Origin of the sequence: Undibacterium sp. TJN25 (assembly GCF_049339885.1) — a bacterium.
GTDB lineage: Bacteria > Pseudomonadota > Gammaproteobacteria > Burkholderiales > Burkholderiaceae_D > Undibacterium.
In genome coordinates this window covers 252,538-274,254 of record NZ_JBMPPM010000001.1, presented here as the reverse complement: position 1 = coordinate 274,254, position 21,717 = coordinate 252,538, and the positions used below count along the sequence as shown (strand labels likewise).

The following is a 21,717-nucleotide window of genomic DNA, read 5'->3' as shown; positions in this document are numbered from 1 at the left end:
ATTTATTTTAAGCAATGCGGAGAAATATTTTGAAGCAATTTATTACCCCTAGCGGTTTGTTTCGAAGCCTGATGACGTGCGTGGTATGCCTGGGCCTGTTCGGGCAGGCGCACGCACAGGAAGTAAAGATTGGCTATGTAGATGCGCAGCGCCTGTTGCAATCGGCGCCTGCCAAGGCGGCCGAAGAAAAAATTGCACAGGAATTCTCCAAGCGCGAAAAGGATAATCAGGACCTGGGGCTGAAGCTCAAGTCCCTGGCCGAGAAATATGACAAGGATGCACCTGTATTGTCTGAGACGGACCGTATCAAGAAGCAGCGCGAGCTGCTCGATATGGACCAGGACCTGAAGCGCAGGCGCCAGATTTTCAATGAAGACCTGAATCAGCGCAAGAGTGAAGAATTGGCCAATTTCTCGGTGCGCGTCAGGAAAGCAGTGAAACAGATTGCGGAATCCGAAAAATACGATATCGTGCTGCAGGAAGAGCCTATCTATTTCAATCCCCGTATAGACCTGACTGAGAAAGTGCTTAAAGCTCTTTCCAAGTAAATAAAATGACCACCGTAAGCATTCGGCTGGGAGAATTGGTCGATCGCTTCGGTGGTCAATTGATTGGCAGCCCAGACATCCAGGTAGCCGGCATTGCTCCTTTGAGCGACGCGGACGAGCGCTACCTCACTTTCCTGTCCAACCCCAAGTTCCGTTCCCAGGCTGAATTGACAAAGGCCGCTGCGCTGATCCTGTCCGCCAGGGACCAGGACCATGTGGGCCCTGTCTATACCGGTGCCCGTATCGTCGCCGATAATCCTTACGCCTATTTTGCCCATGTAGCGCAGCACTTTGCCGCGCTGCATGCGATACCGCCCGAGCAGGGCATACACCCCACTGCCCATGTCAGTCCACATGCCAGCGTCGCTGCAAGCGCCAGCATAGGCCCGCATGCAACGATAGAGGCGGAGGCCGTCATCGGCGAGGGTGCGGTCATCGGCGCCGGCGTATTCATCGGGCGCGGCGCCAGCATAGGCGAGGGCACTCGGCTGTTTCCGAACGTCTGCGTTTATGAGTATTGCGAAATTGGCCGGCGCTGTTCGCTGCAGTCCGGCGCTGTCATCGGCGCCGAGGGTTTCGGCTATGCCAACGAGAGCGGTAAATGGATCAAGATCCCGCAAACCGGCCGCGTGCTGATTGCGGACGATGTCGAGATCGGCGCCAACACCACGATAGACCGCGGCGCGCTGGCCGACACCATCATCGAGGAAGGCGTGATCCTGGATAACCAGATCCAGATCGGCCATAACTGCCACATCGGCGCCTACACCGCCATGGCAGGCTGCGTCGGCGTCGCAGGCAGCGCGAAGATAGGCAGGCATTGCACTTTCGGCGGCGCGGCGATGGTGCTGGGCCACCTGACCATCGTCGATAACGTGCATATTTCGTCCGGGAGCATGGTCTCCCGGTCCATACTGGAAGCAGGCCAGTACACCGGGTTTTATCCATTGGCAAAAAATGCAGACTGGGAAAAGTCTGCCGCAATCGTCCGTAACTTGTCGACCATGCGCGAAAAAATCCGCCAGATGGAAAAAACAATCAAATCGCTCACAGAAAAGTAATAATGAATACCTTAGACATCAATCAAATCAAGCAGTACCTGCCGCACCGTTACCCTATGCTGCTGGTGGACCGCGTACTGAACTGGGAGAGCGGCAAATCCATTACCGCAATCAAGAATGTCACCGCGAACGAAGAGTTTTTCAACGGGCATTTTCCCAACAAGCCGGTAATGCCCGGCGTGCTGATGATAGAAGCGCTGGCACAGACCGCCGCAATCCTGTCTTTCCTGACGATGGGGCAAAAGCCGGACGAAAACACCCTGGTGTATTTCCTTGGTATAGATGGCGCGCGCTTCAAGCGGCCGGTGGAACCGGGCGACCAGTTGAAGATAGAAGTGGAAATCCTGCGCGTGGCGCGCGGGATTTGGAAATATAAAGCCAAGGGTAGCGTGGATGGACAATTGGCCGTGGAAGGCGAGCTGATGTGCACCATGCGCACTGCCAATGATGTGCCGGTGGGCTTGCCTGCAGGCGTTACACCCGGAGAATAGACATGGCGATTCACCCAACGGCAGTCGTCGACCCCAAAGCCAGCCTCGATAGTTCGGTGGAAGTTGGCCCTTATTCTGTCATCGGCCCTGATGTCAATATTGGCGCCGGCAGCAAGATAGGTCCGCATGTGGTGATACAGGGCCATACGACGATAGGCCGCGACAATACGCTGTTCCAGTTCTCGTCCATCGGCGCTGCGCCGCAGGACAAGAAGTATGCAGGCGAACCTACGCGCCTGGAAATCGGCGACCGCAACGTCATCCGTGAATTCTGCACCTTCAACCTGGGTACGATACAGGACGGCGGAGTAACCCGCGTCGGCAATGACAACTGGATCATGGCCTATGTGCATCTGGCGCACGACTGCCATGTCGGGAACAACACGATCTTTGCCAACAATGCGCAGCTGGCCGGCCACGTACATATCGGCGACTGGGTAATCCTGGGCGGCTTTACCAATATCCACCAGTTCTGCCGTGTAGGCGCGCACGCGATGACCGGCATGGGTACGACACTGACCCAGGATGTGCCGCCTTTTGTCACGCTCTCCGGCAACCCTGCAGCGGCGCACGGCATCAATGCAGAGGGCTTGAAGCGACGCGGATTCAGCCGCGAGCAGATCGCCGCAGTCCGCCAGGCCTACAAGCTGATCTACCGGTCCGGCCTGACGCTGGAAGAAGCGAAGGCTGCCCTGGATGCCGAACAGGCCGCCTTGCCAGCTGACGAGGCCTTGCACATGCAGGCCATGCGCAGCTTCCTTGACACCAGTACCCGCGGCATCGTTCGATAGTGCCGGCTGTGGATCAGAATCAGCGGCCCATCATTTCGATGGTTGCCGGCGAAACCTCCGGTGACCTGCTGGCGGGACGCCTGCTGTCCGGGCTGAGGCCGCAACTGCCTGCTTCCCTGATGCATGGCATAGGCGGCCCCAGAATGGCCGAGCACGGCTTTGTCAATGACTGGCCGATGGACAAGCTGGCAGTGCGCGGCCTGTTCGAAGTGCTGGCCCATTACCGGGAGATCAGCGGCATACGCAAGCAACTGCGCCAGCGCCTGCTGGTAGAAAAGCCCGATGTCTTTATCGGCGTGGACGCGCCGGATTTCAACCTCGACCTGGAAATCCAGCTGAAGCAGGCCGGGATTCCGACCATGCACTACATCAGCCCCTCGATCTGGGCGTGGCGCGGCGGCCGCATCAAGAAGATTGCCGAAGCGGTGTCGCACATGCTGGTCGTTTTTCCATTTGAAGAGCAGATTTACCGCGACGCCGGTATTCCTGTCACCTATGTCGGCCATCCGCTGGCCCAGGTGATTCCGCTGGAACCGGATGTGGCTGCAGCCAGGGCAGAGCTGGGTCTGCAGCCCGATGCGACTGTGGTAACCATCCTGCCCGGCAGCCGCATGTCCGAGCTTAAATACAATACCGAAGCATTCATCGCAGCCGCTCAACTGCTGGTCGAGCGCGATCCCAAGATCCAGATCGTGGTGCCGATGGCCGGCGCCAAACAGCGCAGCTATTACATCAAGCTGGTGGTCGATGCAGGGCTGGAAGAAGTGCCGGTCTTGCTGATAGATGGCCAGTCGCATGCTGCCATCGCCGCTGCCGACGCAGTGCTGGTAGCTTCCGGTACGGCGTCGCTGGAAGTGGCGCTGTTCAAAAAACCGATGGTCATCGCCTACCGGATGATGGAAGCGTCCTGGCAGGTGCTTCGTCACATGGGTTACCAGCCGTGGATAGGTTTGCCCAACATCATCGCGCGTGATTTCCTGGTGCCGGAATTTCTTCAGCGCGCGGCATCCCCCAAGGCGCTCGCAGATACGCTGTGGCAGCAATTGAATGATGCGCCGCTGCGCGATTCACTGAAGCAACGCTTCACCGACATGCACCATAGCCTGCTGCTGGATACCGCCAACGTGTCCGCGCAAGCCGTATTAGAATTGATGGCGAGCCGCAAGGCCTGATTTTTGCCGGCAGCGTCCGGCCTACCTCCCTGGTTCCTCTATGTACGTCGATTCTCATTGCCATATCAATTTCCCCGAACTGGCGGTTCGCTTGCCTGAAATTCTGGCCAAGATGGAAGAAAACGGGGTCACGCACGCCCTGTGCGTATCGGTGGACCTGCCTGATTTTCCGCAAGTGCTGGCGCTCGCCGAAAAATATCCGAATATCTATGCGTCAGTGGGGGTGCATCCGGACTATCCGGATACCGAGGAGCCGAGCGCGGAGCACCTTGTGGAATTGTCCCGGCATCCTAAAATCGTGGCGATAGGCGAAACCGGCCTCGATTATTTCCGCTTGCAGGGAGACCTGGAATGGCAGCGCGAGCGCTTCCGCCAGCATATCCGCGCATCCCGCACCACCGGCAAGCCGCTCATCATCCATACGCGGTCGGCGTCTGCCGATACGATCAGGATCATGCAGGAAGAGGGCGCCGGCACTGACAAGGGTGGTGCTGCAGGCGTCATGCATTGTTTTACCGAATCGCTGGAAGTGGCGCAGGCCGCGATAGAGATGGGCTTTTACATTTCTTTCTCCGGCATCGTCACTTTCAAAAGCGCCAAAGACCTTCAGGCGGTGGCAAAGGCATTGCCGATGGACCGCATCCTGATCGAGACCGATTCGCCCTACCTGGCGCCGGTGCCCCATCGCGGCAAGATGAATGAGCCCGGATTCGTCCGTCATGTAGCCGAATACCTGGCCGACCTCAAACAGGTTCCGCTAAAACAGATGCAAGAAGCCACGACCGAGAATTTTTTCAATCTGTTCAAGATAGCGCACTGACACCGGATGATTCATGCGATGAAAAATAACAATAGCTTGCCGTCCCTCCAGTTGAGAGCCAGACGTCTGTTCGCCATCGCTTCAGCACTGCTGTTTTGCCTGCTTACGGTGTCTGCGGCGCCCGCGGCGTTTGCCGGCGCCTACGACGATTTTTTGACGGCGGTCAAGTTCGACGATATCAAGAAACTGCAGTCTTTACTGAAAAGGGGCATGGACCCGAACACCGTAGAGACCGTGCGTGGGGAGAGCGGCATGATGATCGCGCTGCGCGAAAATTCCTCGAAGGTGTTTGATGCCTTGCTGGCAACCGAGGGCATCAACATCGAAGCGAAGTCGAAGAATGGCGATACCGCGCTGATGATCGCCAGTTACATGGGCAACGTGGATGCGGTCAACAAGCTGATCGCCGCCGATGCGGAGGTCAACCGCCGCGGCTGGACTGCGCTGCACTATGCAGCTGCGAAGGGCGATCCCGAGGTGATCGCGATCCTGCTGGAAAATTACGCCTATATCGACGCGGCGTCTCCCAACCGCACGACGCCGCTGATGATGGCGGCGCGTTCCGGCAAAACGCCCGCGGTTAAACTGCTGCTGGATGAGGGGGCGGACGTAACACTGAAAAATGACGTGGGTATGACGGCGCTCGATTTTGCCGTGGATCTGGAGCTGAAAGAGATTTCCGGCATGCTTCGTTCAGCGTTAAAACAACACGCCAAATAATCCGGCAGCGTCGTTTTTTACGGATGCCGGCGATACAAAAAAATACAATCTCAAATGATATTGCCAGCCTTTTGCCGCCGTGCTACAGTTCGCGCTTCGCTTTAATGGAGCACATTCTGTGGATAGTTATAGTAGTCGATCTTGTATCGGCCACATAATGGCAGAGTAGGCGCGCATCATATTGCCGCTCACCTGCCAACATGGCGGGTAGCGGTGTCAATCAGCTTTCAAGGCTGCATTTTTACTTACCCAATTTATTTTTCTGCGTGTCGCCGGGCTGATGCTCCGCACCCGCCTGCACTTGCGATATAGTCCGTGTCAGACTATGTCTGGCCGGTGTGAGCATGCTGGTGACCGTTTGAATTTTCCGTATTGATCGGAACCGCTTGCGATGAGTCTGCTTTGTCGCATGCCGGTAAGGGAGGTTAATTGTTTTTCTTCGTTCACATCTTCAATCGTCATCAGGCCGGATCAATTCCGGCACCATGCCTTCACGCTATTGCCGTGTCGCTGACTCACGTGGGAGCCGCGCATGTTTGAACTCTTCAATCCGCAAAAATCAGAGGACAGTGGCCAGGACCGCGGCCCCAACCGCTGGGACTGGGCTTTGTTGCCGCTGGTGCTGGCACTGCTGATCGTATTCGCGTTCGGCGCAATGCAGATGAGCCATCCGTTTTCTGTCGGCGAAGCCTCCGAGATTTCCCTCGATCCTTCGTATCTGCCTTACTACCTGCTGCGTACTATTTTGCGCATGTTTACTGCACTGGGATTTTCGCTGCTGTTCAGCCTCGCGTTTGCTGCCATCGCAGTCAAATACGCGAAGGCGGAAAAAATCATGGTGCCGATGCTGGACATCCTGCAGTCCGTTCCCATTCTTGGATTCCAGGCCATCGCCATTGCACCATTCATCGCTTTATTTCCAGGTAATCTACTGGGGGTGGAATGCGCGGCCATCTTTGCGATCTTCACGTCCCAGGCCTGGAACATGGCATTCAGCCTGTATCAGTCGATACGCACGGTGCCGCCTGAGTTGAGCGAGGCAACCCGTATTTTCCGGCTATCCAGCTGGCAGCGTTTCTGGCGCCTTGAATTGCCTTTTGCAATGCCGGGTTTGCTGTGGAACATGATGATGTCGATGTCGGGAGGCTGGTTCTTCCTGGTCGCCGCAGAGGCGATCTCGGTTGCCGGACAGGATATCAAATTACCCGGCATCGGCTCCTATATCGCCGTTGCGATAGAAGCCAAGAACGGCATGGCGATTGCATGGGCGATTGCCGCGATGCTGACCGGCATCCTGCTGTACGACCAATTGTTTTTCCGGCCCTTGCTGGCTTGGGCCGACAAATTCCGCTTTGAGGAGTCGCAGTCTGAAACCTCGCAGGAATCCTGGCTGCTGCACTGGATGCGCAGCAGCCACTGGTTCCGCGGCCTGACAGACAAGCTATGGGCAGCGCTGAGCCGTCCGCTGGGCTGGTTCGCCGTGCGGCATGACGGTACTTCCGTCAAGGCCAGCGTGCGTCCCATCAACCCTGTCTGGTCCAGGGTATGGGATGTGGCGCTGGCGCTGGCCTGCCTGTGGGCGGCGTACCGGATGATTACCTTCATCCACAGCGATGTCGGCTGGGGCGAGACCGGCCATGTGATCGGCCTGGGGCTGATCACGCTGCTCAGGGTCATGCTGCTGATCGCGCTGGCATCGGTAGTCTGGGTGCCGATCGCGGTATGGATAGGCCTGAGGCCGCAATACTCGCAGCAGGTGCAGGCGGTGGCGCAATTCCTGGCCGCTTTCCCGGTAAACCTGATGTTTCCGCTGGTGGTGTTTGCGGTTGTGTCGCTGAACCTGAGTCCGAACATCTGGCTTAGCCCGCTGATGGTCTTCGGTACCCAGTGGTATATTTTGTTTAACGTCGTGGCAGGTGCCTCGACGATTCCAAACGAGCTGCGTCTGGCGGCAGACAACCTGGGCCTCAAGGGCTGGCTCAAATGGAAACGGGTCTATCTGCCGGCGATTTTTCCTAGCTATATCACCGGCGCCATTACCGCCAGCGGCGGCTCCTGGAATGCCAGTATCGTGGCGGAATATGTTACCTGGGGCAAGACCACACTGATCGCGGACGGCCTTGGCAGTTACATCAAGCAGATGACCGAAGTCGGCGATTTTCACCGCATTGCGCTGGGCATAGGCGTGATGTGCGTATTCGTAATGTTGTTGAACCGTTTTTTCTGGCGCAAACTGTATTTGCTTGCCGAAGACCGTAGCCGTTGAGGATGCATGATGAATCAGAATTTTTTAATAGAACTGAAGGGTGTTGCCAAGTCTTTCCGTGCCGCCGATGGCACAGCCCGCAGCGTGCTGGAAAAAGTCGATTTTGAATTGAAAGAAGGCGAGATCGTTGCGCTGCTGGGTAAGTCCGGCTCAGGCAAGTCGACGCTGTTGCGCATTATTGCCGGCCTGATTCCTGCCGATACCGGCAAGGTGGAATACCGTGCCCGCCCGATCTATGGCCCGGTAGCCGGCATTGCGATGGTGTTTCAGTCGTTTGCACTGTTTCCATGGCTTACTGTGCAACAAAACGTGGAGCTGGGTCTGGAAGCGCAGGGCGTCCCCGCGGACGAAAGGGAAACCAGGGCCGATGCGGTGCTGGAGCTTATCGGCCTGGCGGGTTTCGGCGGCGCCTTGCCGCGCGAACTTTCCGGCGGCATGAAGCAGCGTGTCGGCATTGCGCGCGCACTGGTCACCAATCCTGACGTGCTTTTGATGGACGAGGCTTTCTCGGCGCTGGACGTGCTGACCGGCGAAACGCTGCGCAACGACATGCTGGAATTGTGGGATGAAAGCCGTATTCCCACCAAGGGCATACTGATCGTCTCCCACAATATTGAAGAGGCGGTCATGATGTCGGACCGTATCATCATCATGGCCAGTGATCCCGGCTGCATACGCTGCGAAGTGAAGATAGATTTGCCGCGTCCGCGCGATGTCGATTCCGCCGAGGTGAGGGCGCTGATCGATGAGGTATATGGTCTGATGACGATGCGTCCCGTGCAGGAAGCCGCCGCCGGCACGCCTGTGCCGAAATCGCAGGTGTACCGCCTGCCGGAAACCGACATCAGCCGCATCGAGGCGGTGCTGGACCTGTTGGCCGATACCCCGTTCAACGGCCGCGCCGACTTGCCGCAGCTGGCGGAGGAAGCGGAGCTTTCCGATGAAGAGCTGTTCCCGACCTATGAGGCACTGGGGCAGCTGGGTCTGGCCATCGTCGAAAAGGGCGATATCAGCCTGACGCCGCTGGGCAAGCGTTACGTGGAAGCGGAGCAGACCGAAAGGCAGGAGCTGTTTGGCCAGCAACTGCTGACCCATGTGCCGCTCGTTGCCCATATTCGCCGCAGCCTGGAAGAAGACGCCAACGGCAAGCTGCCGGAAGGGCCTTTCCTGGAGTTGCTGGAAGAATTCCTGGATGGCGAGGAAGCCAAGCGGGTATTGGGCGTTGCCGTTGAATGGGGCCGCTATGGCGAGGTGTTCGAGTACGACTACCATACCGGCCGCCTGACTTTGCCTGAGCCAGAGGAAAGCGTCTAAAGGATTTACAGGGCGTGTTAGGCATGACCGGAAGACTTGTTCCGGTCATGCATGTCCTTGATGCAGCAGGTGCAGGAAAGCCAGCGCCGCCGGGCTATGTGGGCGGCTACCCATTTCCAGCAAGTGCAGGCTGCGCGCAAATTGCAGCTTGCCGCCGTTTTCTGCCGCTACATTCACCACCTTCAGTTTGTCCAGCGCAATCAGGTCCTGCGCCAATACTTTCGGCAGCATCGCAATGCCCACGCCTTCGGCGACGATGCGCGCGATGGCCTCGTTGCTGCCCACTTCCATACTGTGTTCGGGATAAATCCGGTGTGCCTGCAGCAGTTGCTGCGTTGCTTCCCGCGTGCCCGAGCCGGGCTCGCGCACGATCCATAGCAACTTGCTCAGATGTCCGGCTTCCACCGGGCTGCGCCGGTGCAGCAGCGAATCGCCGGCTGCAACAATGACCAGTTCATCTTGCTGCCAATGGCTGGACCTGATCAGCGGATCGTCCACCGGCCCCTCCACCAGCGCCAGGTCGATGCGGCAATCCAGCAGATCCTGGCGGATGGCCTGCGTATTCCCCACGAGGATGTGCGGCGCTATATCCGGAAATTGCAGTGTGAACTGTGCAACATAATGCGGTAGCCAGTAGCTCGCGATTGTCGTGCTTGCGCCTATCGTGAGGCTGCCGCGGTGCAGGCCTACCCGGGCGCGCACATCTTCCACCGCTGCGCGTTCCAATGCAAAGATGCCGCGCGCATGCTCAAACAGCGCTTTGCCGCTTTCTGTCACCCGTATGCCCTTGCCGCCGCTGACGCCGCGCTCTATCAGCGGCAGGTCCAGCTGCTGTTCCAGCTCGCGCACCGCCTTGGACACCGCCGACTGGCTGATGAACAGCGCTTCCGCCGCACGCGAAAAACTGTTTTGCCCGGCCACTGCAAAAAATACCCTCAAGAGATGTAAATTCAAGATCATGACTATATTTCATGGTTATGTGAAAATTATCTATTCGACTCATGATAATCCAAAGGCTATCCTTACGCCATCTTCTCAAGGGATTGCGTCATGGAAAAGAATTCATCTTTAACAAGTACAGTCAAAGCCAAATTACCAGGCATGCTGCTAGCCGCTAGCATCGCCTGGCTTGGCATCCTCGCCGCCGACCATCCGCTGGCTCGCCAGTTCGGCCTTAGCGCGCTAAGCCTGGCTATTATCTTCGGCATCTTCATCGGTAATTCGGTCTTCTCCCGCTTCGCGGCGCAGGCTGCGAATGGCGTCGACTTTTCCAAGAATACATTGCTCAGGGCGGGCATCGTACTGTACGGATTCCGCATCACCTTCCAGCAGATTGCCGCCGTCGGCTGGGCGGGTGTCGTGATCGATGCGCTCATCGTCGGGCTGACCTTTACGCTGGCAGTGCAGCTCGGCACGCGCGTCTTCAAGCTGGATCGCCAGACGGCGATGCTGATAGGGGCCGGCAGTTCCATCTGCGGCGCCGCGGCAGTGATGGCAACCGAACCTGTGGTGCGCGGGCAGGAGCATAAAGTATCGGTCGCCGTGGCGACGGTTGTCATCTTCGGCACGATTGCCATGTTTGCCTATCCGCTGATCTACCCCTATCTCGGATTGTCCGAACAGGCTTACGGCATTTTCGCCGGCTCCACCATTCATGAGGTAGCACAAGTCGTGGCAGCCGGAAATAGCGTCAGCATTGCTGCGGCCAATACGGCCGTCATAGAAAAAATGCTCAGGGTAATGATGTTGGCGCCTTTCCTGCTGCTGCTGTCCGGTATCGTCAAGTCAGGCAAGGGCGGTAGTACGGAAGGTGCAAGCGGCAATATCACCATACCCTGGTTTGCCTTGTTCTTCCTTGCCGCCAGCGCCATCCATTCGGCAGGTGTGCTTCCGGCTGCGCTGGTGGATGCATTGGTCGGCCTGGATACTGCCTTGCTGGCAATGGCGATGGCAGCCCTTGGCTTACGCACTAATATAGGCGCGGTGCGCCAGGCCGGCCTGCGTCCTATCCTGCTGGCAGCGGTATTGTTCGGTTTTTTGACAATGGGCGGCTACGGTATTAATTATGTGGTCAGGCTGGCATTTCAATGAATGGTTATCGGATGCGGCTGGCTGTAGGCGTTTTCCTATGCGATGTCGCAACCTACGTCCAATTGTTTCCTTCCAATCGCTGGATTATGCTATCTCGCAATGGCATCTCCAATGTAAGTTATGTCAGTGATGTCAGCATTTTTGTGCATTGACCTCATGCACGTGTCCAGCCGGAAGAACTCAACATGACAATAGCAATAAAAAAGATTTTTTCCTTGATGCTCCATGCAGGCCACATACTTGGCCTCAGGCTGCTACGCTCGCATATAGGCGTGTGGTCGCGGCTGCTGCCGCTGACAGCGTTGACCGTGACGCTGTCAGCCTGCGCCGGCCTGCCTGAAGTTAACTATCTGGGTGAAACCTTGTCGCCCAAGGCCACGCCCACGGTAGAGGGCTCCAAAGGGACCATCCCTGCCGGCAAGGCCAGTGCGCTGCTGTCGAAACGCTGGGCCAAATCTCCCGACAACCTGAAGGCGATTGCCGCCCTTGAAGAGGCTGCTACCGGCGAGCCGCTTGTCGCCGGCAACAAGGTGACGCTGCTGCTGGACGGCCCTCAGACAATGGCCGCAATGATGGATGCAATCAGCAAAGCCAAGGACACGATCAATCTGGAAACCTATATCTTCGATGAAGACGAACTGGGAATGCGCTTCGCCAACCTCCTTATGGAAAAACAAAAGGCCGGCGTACGCGTCAACATTATTTATGACTGCGTCGGTACACTGGAAACGCCGCAGGAGTTTTTCACGAATATGCGCAATGCCGGCATCCACCTGATGCCTTTCAATCCGGTCAATCCCTTTAAGCGCTTCGGCCATTGGGATGTGAATAACCGCGACCACAGGAAGCTGCTCATCGTTGACGGCAGCGTTGCATTTACCGGTGGCGTCAATATCAGCAAGGTGTATTCCAGCAGTTCATTCTTCCGTTCCGGCGGCAACAAGCCAGCGTCAAAAGCGGGGTGGCGTGATACGCATATCCGTATTGAAGGCCCGGCAGTCGCCGCATTGCAGCTGACCTTTATCGAGGCCTGGGCCAGCCAGGAACAGGGCGACCTGCCGGATCAAAAATTCTTCCCCCCTTTAAGCCCCGTGGGAGACAAGCTGGTGCGCGTGCTGGCAAGTGAGCCGGACGGCGATTTCGATATCTACAAGGCCTACATCCTGGCGATACAGGGCGCAAAAAAGAGCATACACATCACGTCTGCCTACTTTGTGCCGGACGTGCAGATGGTACAGGCCTTGTGCGACGCGGCCCAACGCGGCGTGGATGTAAAGCTGGTGCTGCCGGGCGTGTCGGATAGCGGCCTGGTTTATCATGCGGGCCGTTCTTTCTATGCCAAATTGCTGCAAAGCGGTGTCAAGATTTTCCAGCTGCAGGTGTCTGTTCTGCATGCAAAGACGGCGGTCATCGATGGCGCCTGGTCCACAGTAGGATCTACTAATCTGGATACCCGCAGCTTTTTGCATAACCGGGAATTGAACGTCATCGTACTCGGTGATTCCTTTGGCGACGATATGGAAAAAACCTTCGATGGCGACCTGCGCGGTTCGAAGGAAATCAGCAAAGAGGAGTGGGAAAAACGCCCCTTCGGTGATAAGCTGAAAGAATGGGCTGCGATGAGAATGGGATACTGGTTGTAACCGGTCTGCCGTCTTGTCCGGCAAAAAAAGCAAAGCCGGGAAGGGGACTTAAATGAAATTCAGGACAGTAGTGGCTTTGGGGGCTTGCCTTTGCGTCGCCTGCTCGTCACGTGGACCGGATACACCCGCAAAAAGAGATGAGACGGTCAAAAAAATCACTGAAAAAGTCGACACCACGCCCGATGCGACATCAACAGCAAGCACCTTGGACGGCTACAAGCGCGACCTCGCCGAGCGGATAGCGCAGGTTAATTCCACCAAGGTGTACATAGAACGGCCGCAAGCCTTGCTGCGCGCAGTGATCGTCATCAAATATGCAGTGGCGCCGGACGGCAAGCTGCTGCGTAGCGATATCGTGCGCACCAATCACGACAAGGCAACCGAATCAACCGCACTGCTAAGCCTGAACAACACCGCGCCTTTTCCAAAGCCTGCATCGCACCTGCTGAAAAACGGGAAGGTGGAAATCTCCGAAACCTGGCTGTTCAATAATGACGGCCGCTTCCAGCTACGAACGATTGCGCTGCCGCAGATGGCAGAGTAGTGCGCCTGCAACAGCGATTGCTCCGGGCAGCATTAGTTCGTTAGAATCCTGCTTACACGGTACCTGCCGTGGATTTGATAAAGGCAACCATGAAGCATCTCGCTGCAATACTGGTATCGGGCTTTGCAAGCGCCGTGATGGCTACAATTGTTCCGTCTGCGGCATCTGCTGCGTCTCCTGCATCTCCTGCATTACCCGCGGCAGCTCCTTCGTCCACGGCGACGCCCGCTGCAATAGCACAGGCGGAGACGAATGTTTTCAGGACAGTCGATAAATGCACGTCTGCCGGCTGCGTCATCACCTGTAAAAATATCCACGGCGCCTGGGAGCGCATAGACCAGGCGGCCATGTCGATCACGACTGTCAACTACCCAAGCGGCAATGTGCGTTTTTTGCTCGATGACGGCGGCAAGGGTAAACGCACGCTGGTCTACGGCCCCAGCAACCTGGCTTGCACGATTACGGGCCACGAATAAAAAAACGGCTGGATTTTAATCCGGCCGTTTTTTCTTTGCAGGCTATTCCACTTTCTTGGGAACTCCGCGTTCGTTCTTTTCTCTGACCTCTTTTTCCTGCCTCGCAGCAGCCGGCGCAGGTGCTGGCGCCGGCATGGGCGCCGGTTGGGCAACCGGGGCTGGGCGGGGAGGCGCTTCCCTGCGGATTTCCATCGGCTCCTGGCGTTCCATGCGTCTTTGCGGTTGCACCGGCTGTTGTGGTTGCTGCTGCGGCGGTTGCGCGATCTCTTGCGGGCGCGGTTGCGGCCGTTGTGGAGGCTGTGCCGTTGGCGCCGGCTCAATATGGGCTGGCTGGGCTGGCATAGGCTGGATCTGGTTGCGCAGCGCTTCCCTCTGTTGCCGTTGTTGCTCCTGCTGTTGCTGTTGTTCCCGCTGCTCAGGCATCAGGCCATCCCTGCTTCTGCGTTCCAGTGTCGGCCGATATTCCGGTCTTGCTTCCCTGGGTGGCTGGGGTACCGCCGGACCTGCTGTGGGAGCATTGACTACAGCAGGTGTCTGAACCTGGGGCATTTGCTGTGCAGGCGTTGCCGGCATGGGCTGGCGGACGGACGGTGGTGCATTACGTCCGTCGCTGTAGGCGGGTTGCATTTGCTGGCGGTTACCGTTTTCAAAAGCCGGTGTGTTCTCCTGCCTTGGCAAATTTTGCATAGTGCCGTTCGCGCCGGGGGCCTGCGGCTGTCCGCGTCCGGCTTCCTGTTGCACTGGAGCCGGCGATGGCTGCGCGGCGCCGCGCTGTACATTACCGATGACGTTAGGCTGCCCCAAGACGGCCGGGCGGGTTTCTTCCGCATTGTTCCTGCGATCGGTCTGGGCTTGTCTTGGCGCGCCTGCGGCGATCCTGACATTGGAAGGGTCTACGCGCTGGGATGCTTGCCTACCGCGGTTGTCGGGCGGATTTCTGCTGCCTTGGCCGAGTACAGGCGCCACAGCCTGGGCGCCAGTTTGCTGCCGGACCAATGCAGGGCCTACGCCGGGGATGGCAGGACCGGCATGCTGTGCGAACTGCTGCGCCAGCGCATCCTGCCTGGCAGGCGCGACCGGTGGCGCAACGGTTGCGACGACCGGGCGCTGCCATAGGTGGGCGCCGGCCGGCATCCCTGCCGGCTTGGCGTTGCCTAATATGCTTTCCCTGACCGGCGCCAGCTGCGGTCCGGCTGTTGCTATTTCAGCCCTGTCAAATTCATGCGGCCGCATGGCGCGGGCTACCGGGCCGACCGGCTGGCCTTTGACAAAGGCGGCTGCCGGCATGGCAATGACGGCGTTGGGAATATCCCGGTTGCGGTATCCATCTCTGACGATATTATTGTTGCCGCCGCGGATGATGATTGTTTCATTGACGCGGCTGATGTAGCGCGGACTGACGCGGTAACCAGGCTGATAGCGCTCTCCCGGGGCAAGCGGAAACCAGGCCACGCCCGGGCCGCGGGCCGGGCCAGAAGAAATGGACAGGCCGAAGCTTGCCCCGTTGTTGCCGCCGACAAAAGCGACCAGCGCCGGCGCATACACCGGCGAAATATGCCGCGGGCCCGGCACCCAGCACCAGCCGGAACGGATATGGGCCCACCTACCGTAGTGAAAGGGTGCAAAGCCCCATGGTGCATCATCAATCCAGGTCCATCCCCACGGTGCCACCCAGGTCCAGTGGCCGTTGCGGTAAGGCGTCCAGGTGACAGCGACGGCGCGCGGCATCCACACGGCACCGTATTCCGGGTCGTTGCTCCAGGTGCCGTAGCTGTCCAGCTGCTCGTAGCCTATTGTCTCGCGCGATACGTAAGTGGCCGACACGGAAACCTCTTCCGCGCGGTCGCGGCCACGCGCCCAGGCGTCGAATGCATCAAATGGCGCAGCAGTGCCCAGCGCCGCCTGCGCCAGCCCGGTGCCGGAAAAGCGCATTTGCTCATTCTCATGCAGCGTCAGGCTGTCGTTGTCGCCATACGCGATGCCTATGCCTTGCCTGACCGTGACAGTGGTGGCGCTGCCGTCCGCAGCTACACTGAGACGGTATTCGCCGGGCTCCTGTATCGCAAACGCCAGGTTGGGCGTGTCGATTTCAAAATTCTGGTTATTCGGCAACGAACGGATGCGCACGCTCAGGCTGCCCTGGCTCAGCTTCAGTTGGACCATGTCGTCCGTCAGGTCAAGCACGCTCAAGCTGGTCGTGCTTTCCATACGCACGGCGCTTGAGCCTATGTGCAGTTCCGCGCGGGCACCGCTATCGGCCCACACGCTGTCGCCCACGGTCAGTGGCCGGTTCAGCTCGGCATAGGCCCACTGGTCACTGGCAGCAGGTGCAAAAGTAACGCTGCCGCTGATGTAATTGAGGCGGGCCACGCGTCCCGGAGGATCTGTTTGCGCGTGGGCTGTTCCGAGGACGCTTAGCATGGAGAGCAGTGCGGCAGCGCAGGCCAGTGATTTGAATGCTGCTCTGCTTGAGGTAAAGAGTTTCATTTCCGTCTCCTGCCGCAGTTTATCTGCGGCATTGTTTGTATCGATGTTGCGGGATCGTTCCTGCACATTGCCGGCGCGGTGAGCGGTCCGGCAAGGAAGCGCCCAGGGAGCTGCTACCTGCGCTACCTTGTTAACGCGCCAGACGCAAATCGGGATGTTACCGAATGTAAAAGGCTGCAAGCGCCAGCGATAGTATCTTAAACGTTGTCCATCAGCAAAGGTTGACCCACCCCACCCATATATACATGAGGGCTTAATTTTGTTACACTTGCGCGGCTGCGATGGATGGACGCGTTTAACGAGTTCCGAGGACCTCCTGCAAGTGCCAGGGAACGAGCGTGCCGCTTCGAAGCGGCTTTTTATTTGCCCCGGCCTGGTCTTCACGCAAGACTGGTGCTGCCCGGCAGCATCCTATACCGTAAATCCTTTAGAATAACGGCTTGAACTTCAACCTGCCGCGCGGCATAACAGACGCGGCTTTCAGCAAAACAAGCGCCTAATTCAGGATATCTTCCATGAGCATGTCAAATACCAAAGAAATCGTCGAAGAACTGCGCGCTGGCCGCATGGTCATCCTGGTCGATGAAGAGGACCGCGAAAACGAAGGCGACCTGGTGCTTGCGGCAGAGTTTGTGACCCCGGAAGCGATCAACTTCATGGCCAAGTTCGGCCGCGGCCTGATTTGCCTGACGTTGACGGAAGAGCGCTGCGACCAGCTGAACCTGGCGATGATGACCAGCCGCAACGGCACCTCCTACGGCACTAATTTCACAGTGTCGATAGAAGCCGCCGAAGGCGTCACCACCGGCATTTCCGCAGCCGACCGCTCGCGTACGGTGCAGGTTGCCGTTGCCAAAAATGCCAAAGCCAGCGACATCGTGCAGCCGGGACATATTTTCCCGCTAAAGGCGCAAAAAGGCGGCGTGCTGATGCGCGCCGGCCATACGGAAGCAGGGTGCGACCTGGCCGACCTGGCTGGACTGACGCCCGCTGCTGTCATCTGCGAGATCATGAAGGATGACGGCACCATGGCACGCCTGCCGGATCTGATGGAGTTTGCCAAGGAACACGGCCTGAAGATAGGCACGATTGCCGACCTGATCCACTACCGCAGCCAGAACGAGAGTATCGTAGAGCGCGTTGCCGAGCGCGATATGCAGACTGTGCACGGCAGCTTCAAGGCTATTGTGTACCGCGACAAGCCTAGCGGTTCCGCGCATCTGGCGCTGGTGCATGGCGACATCACGCGCAGCGAAGAAGCGCTGGTGCGGGTGCATCAGCCGGTATCGATACTGGATTTGCTGGAAAGTGAAGTCACCACGCATTCCTGGAATGTGGCTTCGGCAATGGCGGCCATCAAGGCATCCAAGGCCGGCGTGATCGTGCTGCTCAATTGCGAAGAATCTGCCGAGCAGATGTTTGAGCAGTTCAAGGCGCTGAGCACGCCGGAATCACGGCCGCAGGGGCGCGCTGCGCGCATGGACTTGCGCAACTACGGCATAGGCGCGCAGATATTGAAAGATGTCGGCGTCTGCCGGATGAAGCTGCTGGCCAATCCGCGCAAAATGCCGTCAATGACCGGATTCGACCTGGAAGTAACGAGCTATTTTGACAAGCCTTGCGCAGACTGATGCCCCTGATTTGCGTTCTTTGACACCAATCAACCCTATTTTAAGCGCTCCGGCGCAAGCGAGAACATCATGACAGTTGGACACTACGAATCAAACCTGGACGGCGCCGGCGTACGCATTGGCATTGTACAAGCCCGTTTCAATGAAAAAGTCGGCAATGGCCTGCTGAGCGCCTGCCTGGCCGAGTTGGCACGGTTGGGCGTGCTGAACGAAGATATCCTGCACGTTACCGTGCCTGGTGCGCTGGAAGTGCCGCTGGCATTGCAAAAACTGGCGGAAACACACCAGTTTGATGCGCTGATCGCGCTGGGTGCCGTAATCCGCGGCGAGACTTACCATTTTGAACTGGTATCCAACGAATCCGGTTCGGGCATTACCCGCGTGGGCCTGGATTTTGGGCTGCCGGTTGCCAATGCTATCCTGACGACAGAGAATGACGAGCAGGCTGAAGTGCGGATGAGCGAAAAGGGCGCCGATGCAGCTCGCGTTGCCGTTGAAATGGCGAACCTGACGCTGGCGCTGGAAGAATTGGCGGAGTCCACCGAGGACGCCAACTACGACGCCTGAGCTTCGCTTGGCAATCAAGGCGGCGCTACAGCAAGTAAGAATACGTTTTTTGAGAATACTATGACAACAAAAACCCAACACGCGAATCCGAGCAAAAGCCGCTCGCCCCGGCATCGCGCGCGCGAATTTGCGCTGCAAGGCCTGTACCAATGGCTGCTGAATAACGAGGATGCCGGCGCGATTGAAGCGCATATCCGCGAAGCGCACGGATTCGACAAGGCCGACAGGGAGCATTTTGATTCGCTGCTGCACGGCAGCATCAAGCAGTCGCTGGAACTGAGGGAAGATATCGCTCCGCTAATCGACCGCAAAATCTCTGAATTGTCGCCGGTGGAACATGCGGCGCTGCTGATCGGCACCTATGAGTTGAAAAACCATATAGAGATCCCTTATCGCGTCGTCATCAACGAAGCCGTCGAACTGACGAAATCCTTTGGCGGCCTGGATGGGCACAAGTATGTCAATGGCGTGCTGGACAAGATGGCGGGTAAGCTGCGCGCGACGGAAGTGAGCGCGGGCAAATAATTTCATTCCGCTTTTGCCGCTGGTGCCCGAGGCACCCGGCAGATCGGCATCAGACTGGCCGTCTTCTCCCGTGAGGGACAAGACGGTTTTTTTATGGCAGGTATCTAGTATGGAAAATAATCTCGCGTCCCGGCTGCAGCACATCGCTCCTTTTCACGTGATGGAATTGATGAAGATGGCCGCCGCGCTGGAAGCCCAGGGCCGCCACATCATTCACATGGGCATAGGCGAGCCGGACTTCACCGCGCCGCAGCCGGTCATCGATGCCGCGGCCAAAGCGATGGCGGATGGCAGGCTGCAGTATACGTCCGCGCTGGGTGTTCCTGCCTTGCGCGAGGCTATTTCCGCTTATTACCTGCGCAGCTACGGCCTGCAGGTGCCTGCCTCCCGCATTATCGTCACTGCTGGCGCATCCGCTGCGCTGCTGCTGGCCTGCGCAGCGCTAGTGCAGCCTGGCTGCGAAGTGCTGATGCCGGATCCTTGCTATCCATGCAACCGTCATTTTGTCGCTGCGTTTGAGGGCACTGCGGCGCTGGTGCCTAGCGGACCGGAACACGGCTTCCAGCTGTCGGACTAGATGGTGCGCCGCCATTGGACGGATGCCACGTCAGGCGTGCTGCTGGCATCGCCATCCAATCCCACCGGCACTTCTATTGCCGCTGACGAGTTGGCGAAGATCATTGCCACTGTCAGGGAAAAGGGTGGCTTTACGATCGTCGACGAGATTTACCAAGGCTTGTCCTACGACGCTGCGCCTGTATCCGCCTTGTCGCTGGACGAGGATGTGGTGGTCATCAACAGCTTCAGCAAGTATTTCAATATGACAGGCTGGCGCCTTGGTTGGCTGGTGGTGCCCGAGCGTATTGTGCCGCAGATGGAAAAGCTGGCGCAAAACCTGTTCATCTGCCCCTCTTCGGTGGCTCAGTATGCGGCGATTGCCTGTTTTTCAGAAGAGGCGATTGCCATCTACGAACAGCGCAAGCAAGAGTTCAAGCGCCGGCGCGACTATATAGTACCCGCGCTGCGCGAACTCGGGTTTGCCGTGCCGGTGATGCCGGACGGCGCGTTTTACGTCTATGCCGACTGTTCCGCCTTGACCGATGACGCCGACCGCTTTACCCGCGAACTGCTGAACGAGGCCGGGGTAGTGCTGGTGCCTGGCCTGGATTTCGGGCCTTTCACTGCGCACAGGTATATCCGGCTCTCTTATGCGACATCCATGGAGAACCTGAAGGAAGCGGTTGCGAGGATGGCGAAGTTCCTGAAAAAATAAGCATCCTCGAACTGGCCGTGCCAATGGAAAATGCCGCCTGGATGAAGCAGGCGGCATTTTTTATGGCAGCGTATTCTCTATAGTCAGAGCTTGGCGACCTGTTCCGGATTTTGCGGTTCAGTGGCCGTAGTCTTGACGTCCAGCACGGCTTCCGCTTTGTGCGTTTCCTGTGGGCGCGCAGGCGCGGAAGGAACCACGAAGGTAGGCACATTCTTGCCGGTGGCCACGTCCTTCAGACGTTTGTATTCTGCCAGGACGCGGCTGCCGTAGCCCGAGTCGTTTTCAAACGCTGCTGCACCTACGTACAGTTTCAGGCCGGCTTCGACTGAGCCGCCGCGGGATACATAGTCTTTCAGTATCAACGCGCCGACACGGATATTGGCAACGGGATTCAGTGCAGCCTTGATACCGCCCAGGTCTTCAAATTTTTCCTGGTGTACTTTTGACATGACCTGCATCAGGCCTTGCGCTCCCACGGGGCTTTCCGCAAACGGGTTCAGTCCCGATTCGATTGCCATGACGGACAGGATCAGCAGGGGATCCAGCTTGATTTCCTTGGCCGTCAGATATGCAGCAGAGACCAGCATGTCGGTCGCATCGCTGGCGACGCGGTAGCGCTTGGCCAGCCAGTTGGTGACCCATTGCTGCTGGCGCTGGGTGCCCAATATTTTGCTTTCTTCTTCAGTCAGGCCGGTTTTTTTGTCTGCCGGCGCGCCTGCGGGGGCCGCGGCAACCTTGGTGGCCATCAGCATCGCCAGGTTCGGCGGCGGTACTACGTTGTCTTCTTGCGCCACTTCTTCACTGATGGTGAAGGGGGACAGTGCCTTGAATTTTTCAGCCAGGTCAGGTTTGATAAACATGAGGCCCAGTGCTGTAATTGCTGCTACGCCTAATACCATCAGCAGGTGGTGAATGGTAGTGACGAACCCGTTTTTAGTATCACGGGCGAAAATGCCTACTGCTTTTGCGATGCTGGTCTTGCCGGCTGCCGACAGGCTGCCTTGTTGAACTGCTAAAATGAAACGTTGAAACATGTTACCTCCTGAATACTCGCGGCACGTGTTGAATCCTTTGCAGGAAAACAAATATGCAGATGCAGAATCTATCGCGAATCAGTACATCGTCTGTCACCGCTAGCGCGAGCCGACAGACGCCGGAGTTGTGTGCCATGTCGGCTGGTTGGCTCCTGAAGGCCTGACCAGCGGCAAACAACTTTTTTTCGGGGATAAGGCAGACGCCTTGTGAAAACAATCCTTAAAATGTTATGTGGGGCCCGAACCCCTTGAATGATGTTACC

Annotated in this window: 19 protein-coding genes and 1 pseudogene; 17 read left to right on the top strand and 3 right to left on the bottom strand. The window is 57.8% G+C overall.

Annotation, left to right across the window (positions count from 1 at the left end):
- The first annotated feature begins 29 nt into the window (after positions 1-29).
- The 9 genes from ACO0LO_RS01245 (at position 30) to ACO0LO_RS01205 (ending at position 9,183) form a co-directional block, all read left to right on the top strand.
- Positions 30-548 carry an OmpH family outer membrane protein gene (locus tag ACO0LO_RS01245; RefSeq protein WP_422962369.1) on the top strand — a complete coding sequence of 173 codons (519 nt, stop codon included), beginning with the start codon at positions 30-32 and terminating at the stop codon, positions 546-548.
- Positions 549-553: 5 nt separating this feature from the next.
- Positions 554-1,609 (top strand): UDP-3-O-(3-hydroxymyristoyl)glucosamine N-acyltransferase, encoded by a 1,056-nt coding sequence (gene lpxD / locus ACO0LO_RS01240; RefSeq protein ID WP_422962368.1) that lies wholly within the window; start codon positions 554-556, stop codon positions 1,607-1,609.
- A 2-nt stretch (positions 1,610-1,611) separates the two neighbouring features.
- Positions 1,612-2,100: a 3-hydroxyacyl-ACP dehydratase FabZ gene (gene fabZ / locus ACO0LO_RS01235; protein WP_422962367.1), complete on the top strand. Its 489-nt coding sequence runs from the start codon at positions 1,612-1,614 to the stop codon at positions 2,098-2,100.
- A 2-nt stretch (positions 2,101-2,102) separates the two neighbouring features.
- Complete coding sequence (lpxA, locus tag ACO0LO_RS01230; protein ID WP_422962366.1) at positions 2,103-2,891, top strand: acyl-ACP--UDP-N-acetylglucosamine O-acyltransferase; 789 nt, start codon at positions 2,103-2,105, stop codon at positions 2,889-2,891.
- Positions 2,892-2,899: 8 nt separating this feature from the next.
- Positions 2,900-4,063 (top strand): lipid-A-disaccharide synthase, encoded by a 1,164-nt coding sequence (gene lpxB, locus ACO0LO_RS01225; protein WP_422962365.1) that lies wholly within the window; start codon positions 2,900-2,902, stop codon positions 4,061-4,063.
- Positions 4,064-4,103: 40 nt separating this feature from the next.
- Positions 4,104-4,883, top strand: coding sequence for a TatD family hydrolase (locus ACO0LO_RS01220; RefSeq protein ID WP_422962364.1), 780 nt, complete (start codon positions 4,104-4,106; stop codon positions 4,881-4,883).
- A gap of 18 nt (positions 4,884-4,901) precedes the next feature.
- Positions 4,902-5,603 (top strand): ankyrin repeat domain-containing protein, encoded by a 702-nt coding sequence (locus ACO0LO_RS01215; protein WP_422962363.1) that lies wholly within the window; start codon positions 4,902-4,904, stop codon positions 5,601-5,603.
- A 532-nt stretch (positions 5,604-6,135) separates the two neighbouring features.
- Entirely contained in the window at positions 6,136-7,869 is a 1,734-nt protein-coding gene (locus ACO0LO_RS01210; RefSeq protein WP_422962362.1) for an ABC transporter permease, read from the top strand.
- 9 nt (positions 7,870-7,878) lie between these two features.
- The gene (locus ACO0LO_RS01205) at positions 7,879-9,183 is read left to right on the top strand and encodes an AAA-associated domain-containing protein (RefSeq protein WP_422962810.1); all 1,305 of its coding nucleotides are present in this window, start codon (positions 7,879-7,881) and stop codon (positions 9,181-9,183) included.
- Positions 9,184-9,228: 45 nt separating this feature from the next.
- On the opposite strand, the gene ACO0LO_RS01200 is transcribed toward ACO0LO_RS01205, so the two are convergent.
- On the bottom strand, positions 9,229-10,143 hold the full coding sequence (locus ACO0LO_RS01200) for a LysR substrate-binding domain-containing protein (protein ID WP_422962361.1): 915 nt from the start codon (positions 10,141-10,143) through the stop codon (positions 9,229-9,231).
- Between the two features lie 141 nt (positions 10,144-10,284).
- Here ACO0LO_RS01200 and ACO0LO_RS01195 point away from each other — a divergent pair, with 141 nt between their 5' ends.
- From ACO0LO_RS01195 to ACO0LO_RS01180, 4 genes are all read left to right on the top strand, one after another.
- Positions 10,285-11,274 (top strand): YeiH family protein, encoded by a 990-nt coding sequence (locus ACO0LO_RS01195; RefSeq protein WP_422962360.1) that lies wholly within the window; start codon positions 10,285-10,287, stop codon positions 11,272-11,274.
- 185 nt (positions 11,275-11,459) lie between these two features.
- Complete coding sequence (gene cls, locus ACO0LO_RS01190; protein ID WP_422962359.1) at positions 11,460-12,917, top strand: cardiolipin synthase; 1,458 nt, start codon at positions 11,460-11,462, stop codon at positions 12,915-12,917.
- A 52-nt stretch (positions 12,918-12,969) separates the two neighbouring features.
- A complete protein-coding gene (locus ACO0LO_RS01185; RefSeq protein ID WP_422962358.1) occupies positions 12,970-13,461 on the top strand; it encodes a hypothetical protein in 492 nt (163 codons plus the stop codon).
- Positions 13,462-13,550: 89 nt separating this feature from the next.
- The gene (locus ACO0LO_RS01180) at positions 13,551-13,937 is read left to right on the top strand and encodes a hypothetical protein (RefSeq protein WP_422962357.1); all 387 of its coding nucleotides are present in this window, start codon (positions 13,551-13,553) and stop codon (positions 13,935-13,937) included.
- A gap of 42 nt (positions 13,938-13,979) precedes the next feature.
- Here ACO0LO_RS01180 and ACO0LO_RS01175 read toward each other — a convergent pair whose 3' ends face one another.
- On the bottom strand, positions 13,980-16,424 hold the full coding sequence (locus tag ACO0LO_RS01175; RefSeq protein ID WP_422962356.1) for a DUF6600 domain-containing protein: 2,445 nt from the start codon (positions 16,422-16,424) through the stop codon (positions 13,980-13,982).
- Positions 16,425-16,939: 515 nt separating this feature from the next.
- Here ACO0LO_RS01175 and ribBA point away from each other — a divergent pair.
- The 4 genes and pseudogenes from ribBA to ACO0LO_RS01155 all read left to right on the top strand — a co-directional run bounded on the left by ribBA (position 16,940) and on the right by ACO0LO_RS01155 (position 20,420).
- Positions 16,940-18,055 (top strand): bifunctional 3,4-dihydroxy-2-butanone-4-phosphate synthase/GTP cyclohydrolase II, encoded by a 1,116-nt coding sequence (ribBA, locus tag ACO0LO_RS01170; protein WP_422962355.1) that lies wholly within the window; start codon positions 16,940-16,942, stop codon positions 18,053-18,055.
- Positions 18,056-18,124: 69 nt separating this feature from the next.
- Positions 18,125-18,622, top strand: coding sequence for a 6,7-dimethyl-8-ribityllumazine synthase (gene ribH, locus ACO0LO_RS01165; protein WP_422962354.1), 498 nt, complete (start codon positions 18,125-18,127; stop codon positions 18,620-18,622).
- Between the two features lie 60 nt (positions 18,623-18,682).
- Positions 18,683-19,147 (top strand): transcription antitermination factor NusB, encoded by a 465-nt coding sequence (gene nusB, locus ACO0LO_RS01160; RefSeq protein ID WP_422962353.1) that lies wholly within the window; start codon positions 18,683-18,685, stop codon positions 19,145-19,147.
- A gap of 109 nt (positions 19,148-19,256) precedes the next feature.
- A pseudogene (locus tag ACO0LO_RS01155) lies at positions 19,257-20,420 on the top strand (pyridoxal phosphate-dependent aminotransferase).
- Positions 20,421-20,503: 83 nt separating this feature from the next.
- On the opposite strand, the gene ACO0LO_RS01150 reads toward ACO0LO_RS01155, so the two are convergent.
- Positions 20,504-21,454, bottom strand: coding sequence for a transglycosylase SLT domain-containing protein (locus tag ACO0LO_RS01150; RefSeq protein WP_422962352.1), 951 nt, complete (start codon positions 21,452-21,454; stop codon positions 20,504-20,506).
- Positions 21,455-21,717: the final 263 nt, after the last annotated feature.

Bases quoted from the DNA above. Each gene is read 5' to 3' on its own strand.
- ACO0LO_RS01205 (WP_422962810.1), top strand. From the start codon at position 7,879: ATGAATCAGAATTTTTTAATAGAACTGAAGGGTGTTGCCAAGTCTTTC.
- ACO0LO_RS01215 (WP_422962363.1), top strand. From the start codon at position 4,902: ATGAAAAATAACAATAGCTTGCCGTCCCTCCAGTTGAGAGCCAGACGT.
- ribBA (WP_422962355.1), top strand. From the start codon at position 16,940: ATGAGCATGTCAAATACCAAAGAAATCGTCGAAGAACTGCGCGCTGGC.
- ACO0LO_RS01220 (WP_422962364.1), top strand. From the start codon at position 4,104: ATGTACGTCGATTCTCATTGCCATATCAATTTCCCCGAACTGGCGGTT.
- ribH (WP_422962354.1), top strand. From the start codon at position 18,125: ATGACAGTTGGACACTACGAATCAAACCTGGACGGCGCCGGCGTACGC.
- ACO0LO_RS01200 (WP_422962361.1), bottom strand. From the start codon at position 10,143: ATGATCTTGAATTTACATCTCTTGAGGGTATTTTTTGCAGTGGCCGGG.
- lpxD (WP_422962368.1), top strand. From the start codon at position 554: ATGACCACCGTAAGCATTCGGCTGGGAGAATTGGTCGATCGCTTCGGT.
- fabZ (WP_422962367.1), top strand. From the start codon at position 1,612: ATGAATACCTTAGACATCAATCAAATCAAGCAGTACCTGCCGCACCGT.
- nusB (WP_422962353.1), top strand. From the start codon at position 18,683: ATGACAACAAAAACCCAACACGCGAATCCGAGCAAAAGCCGCTCGCCC.
- ACO0LO_RS01180 (WP_422962357.1), top strand. From the start codon at position 13,551: ATGAAGCATCTCGCTGCAATACTGGTATCGGGCTTTGCAAGCGCCGTG.
- ACO0LO_RS01195 (WP_422962360.1), top strand. From the start codon at position 10,285: ATGCTGCTAGCCGCTAGCATCGCCTGGCTTGGCATCCTCGCCGCCGAC.
- ACO0LO_RS01175 (WP_422962356.1), bottom strand. From the start codon at position 16,424: ATGAAACTCTTTACCTCAAGCAGAGCAGCATTCAAATCACTGGCCTGC.
- cls (WP_422962359.1), top strand. From the start codon at position 11,460: ATGACAATAGCAATAAAAAAGATTTTTTCCTTGATGCTCCATGCAGGC.
- lpxA (WP_422962366.1), top strand. From the start codon at position 2,103: ATGGCGATTCACCCAACGGCAGTCGTCGACCCCAAAGCCAGCCTCGAT.
- ACO0LO_RS01185 (WP_422962358.1), top strand. From the start codon at position 12,970: ATGAAATTCAGGACAGTAGTGGCTTTGGGGGCTTGCCTTTGCGTCGCC.
- ACO0LO_RS01150 (WP_422962352.1), bottom strand. From the start codon at position 21,454: ATGTTTCAACGTTTCATTTTAGCAGTTCAACAAGGCAGCCTGTCGGCA.
- ACO0LO_RS01210 (WP_422962362.1), top strand. From the start codon at position 6,136: ATGTTTGAACTCTTCAATCCGCAAAAATCAGAGGACAGTGGCCAGGAC.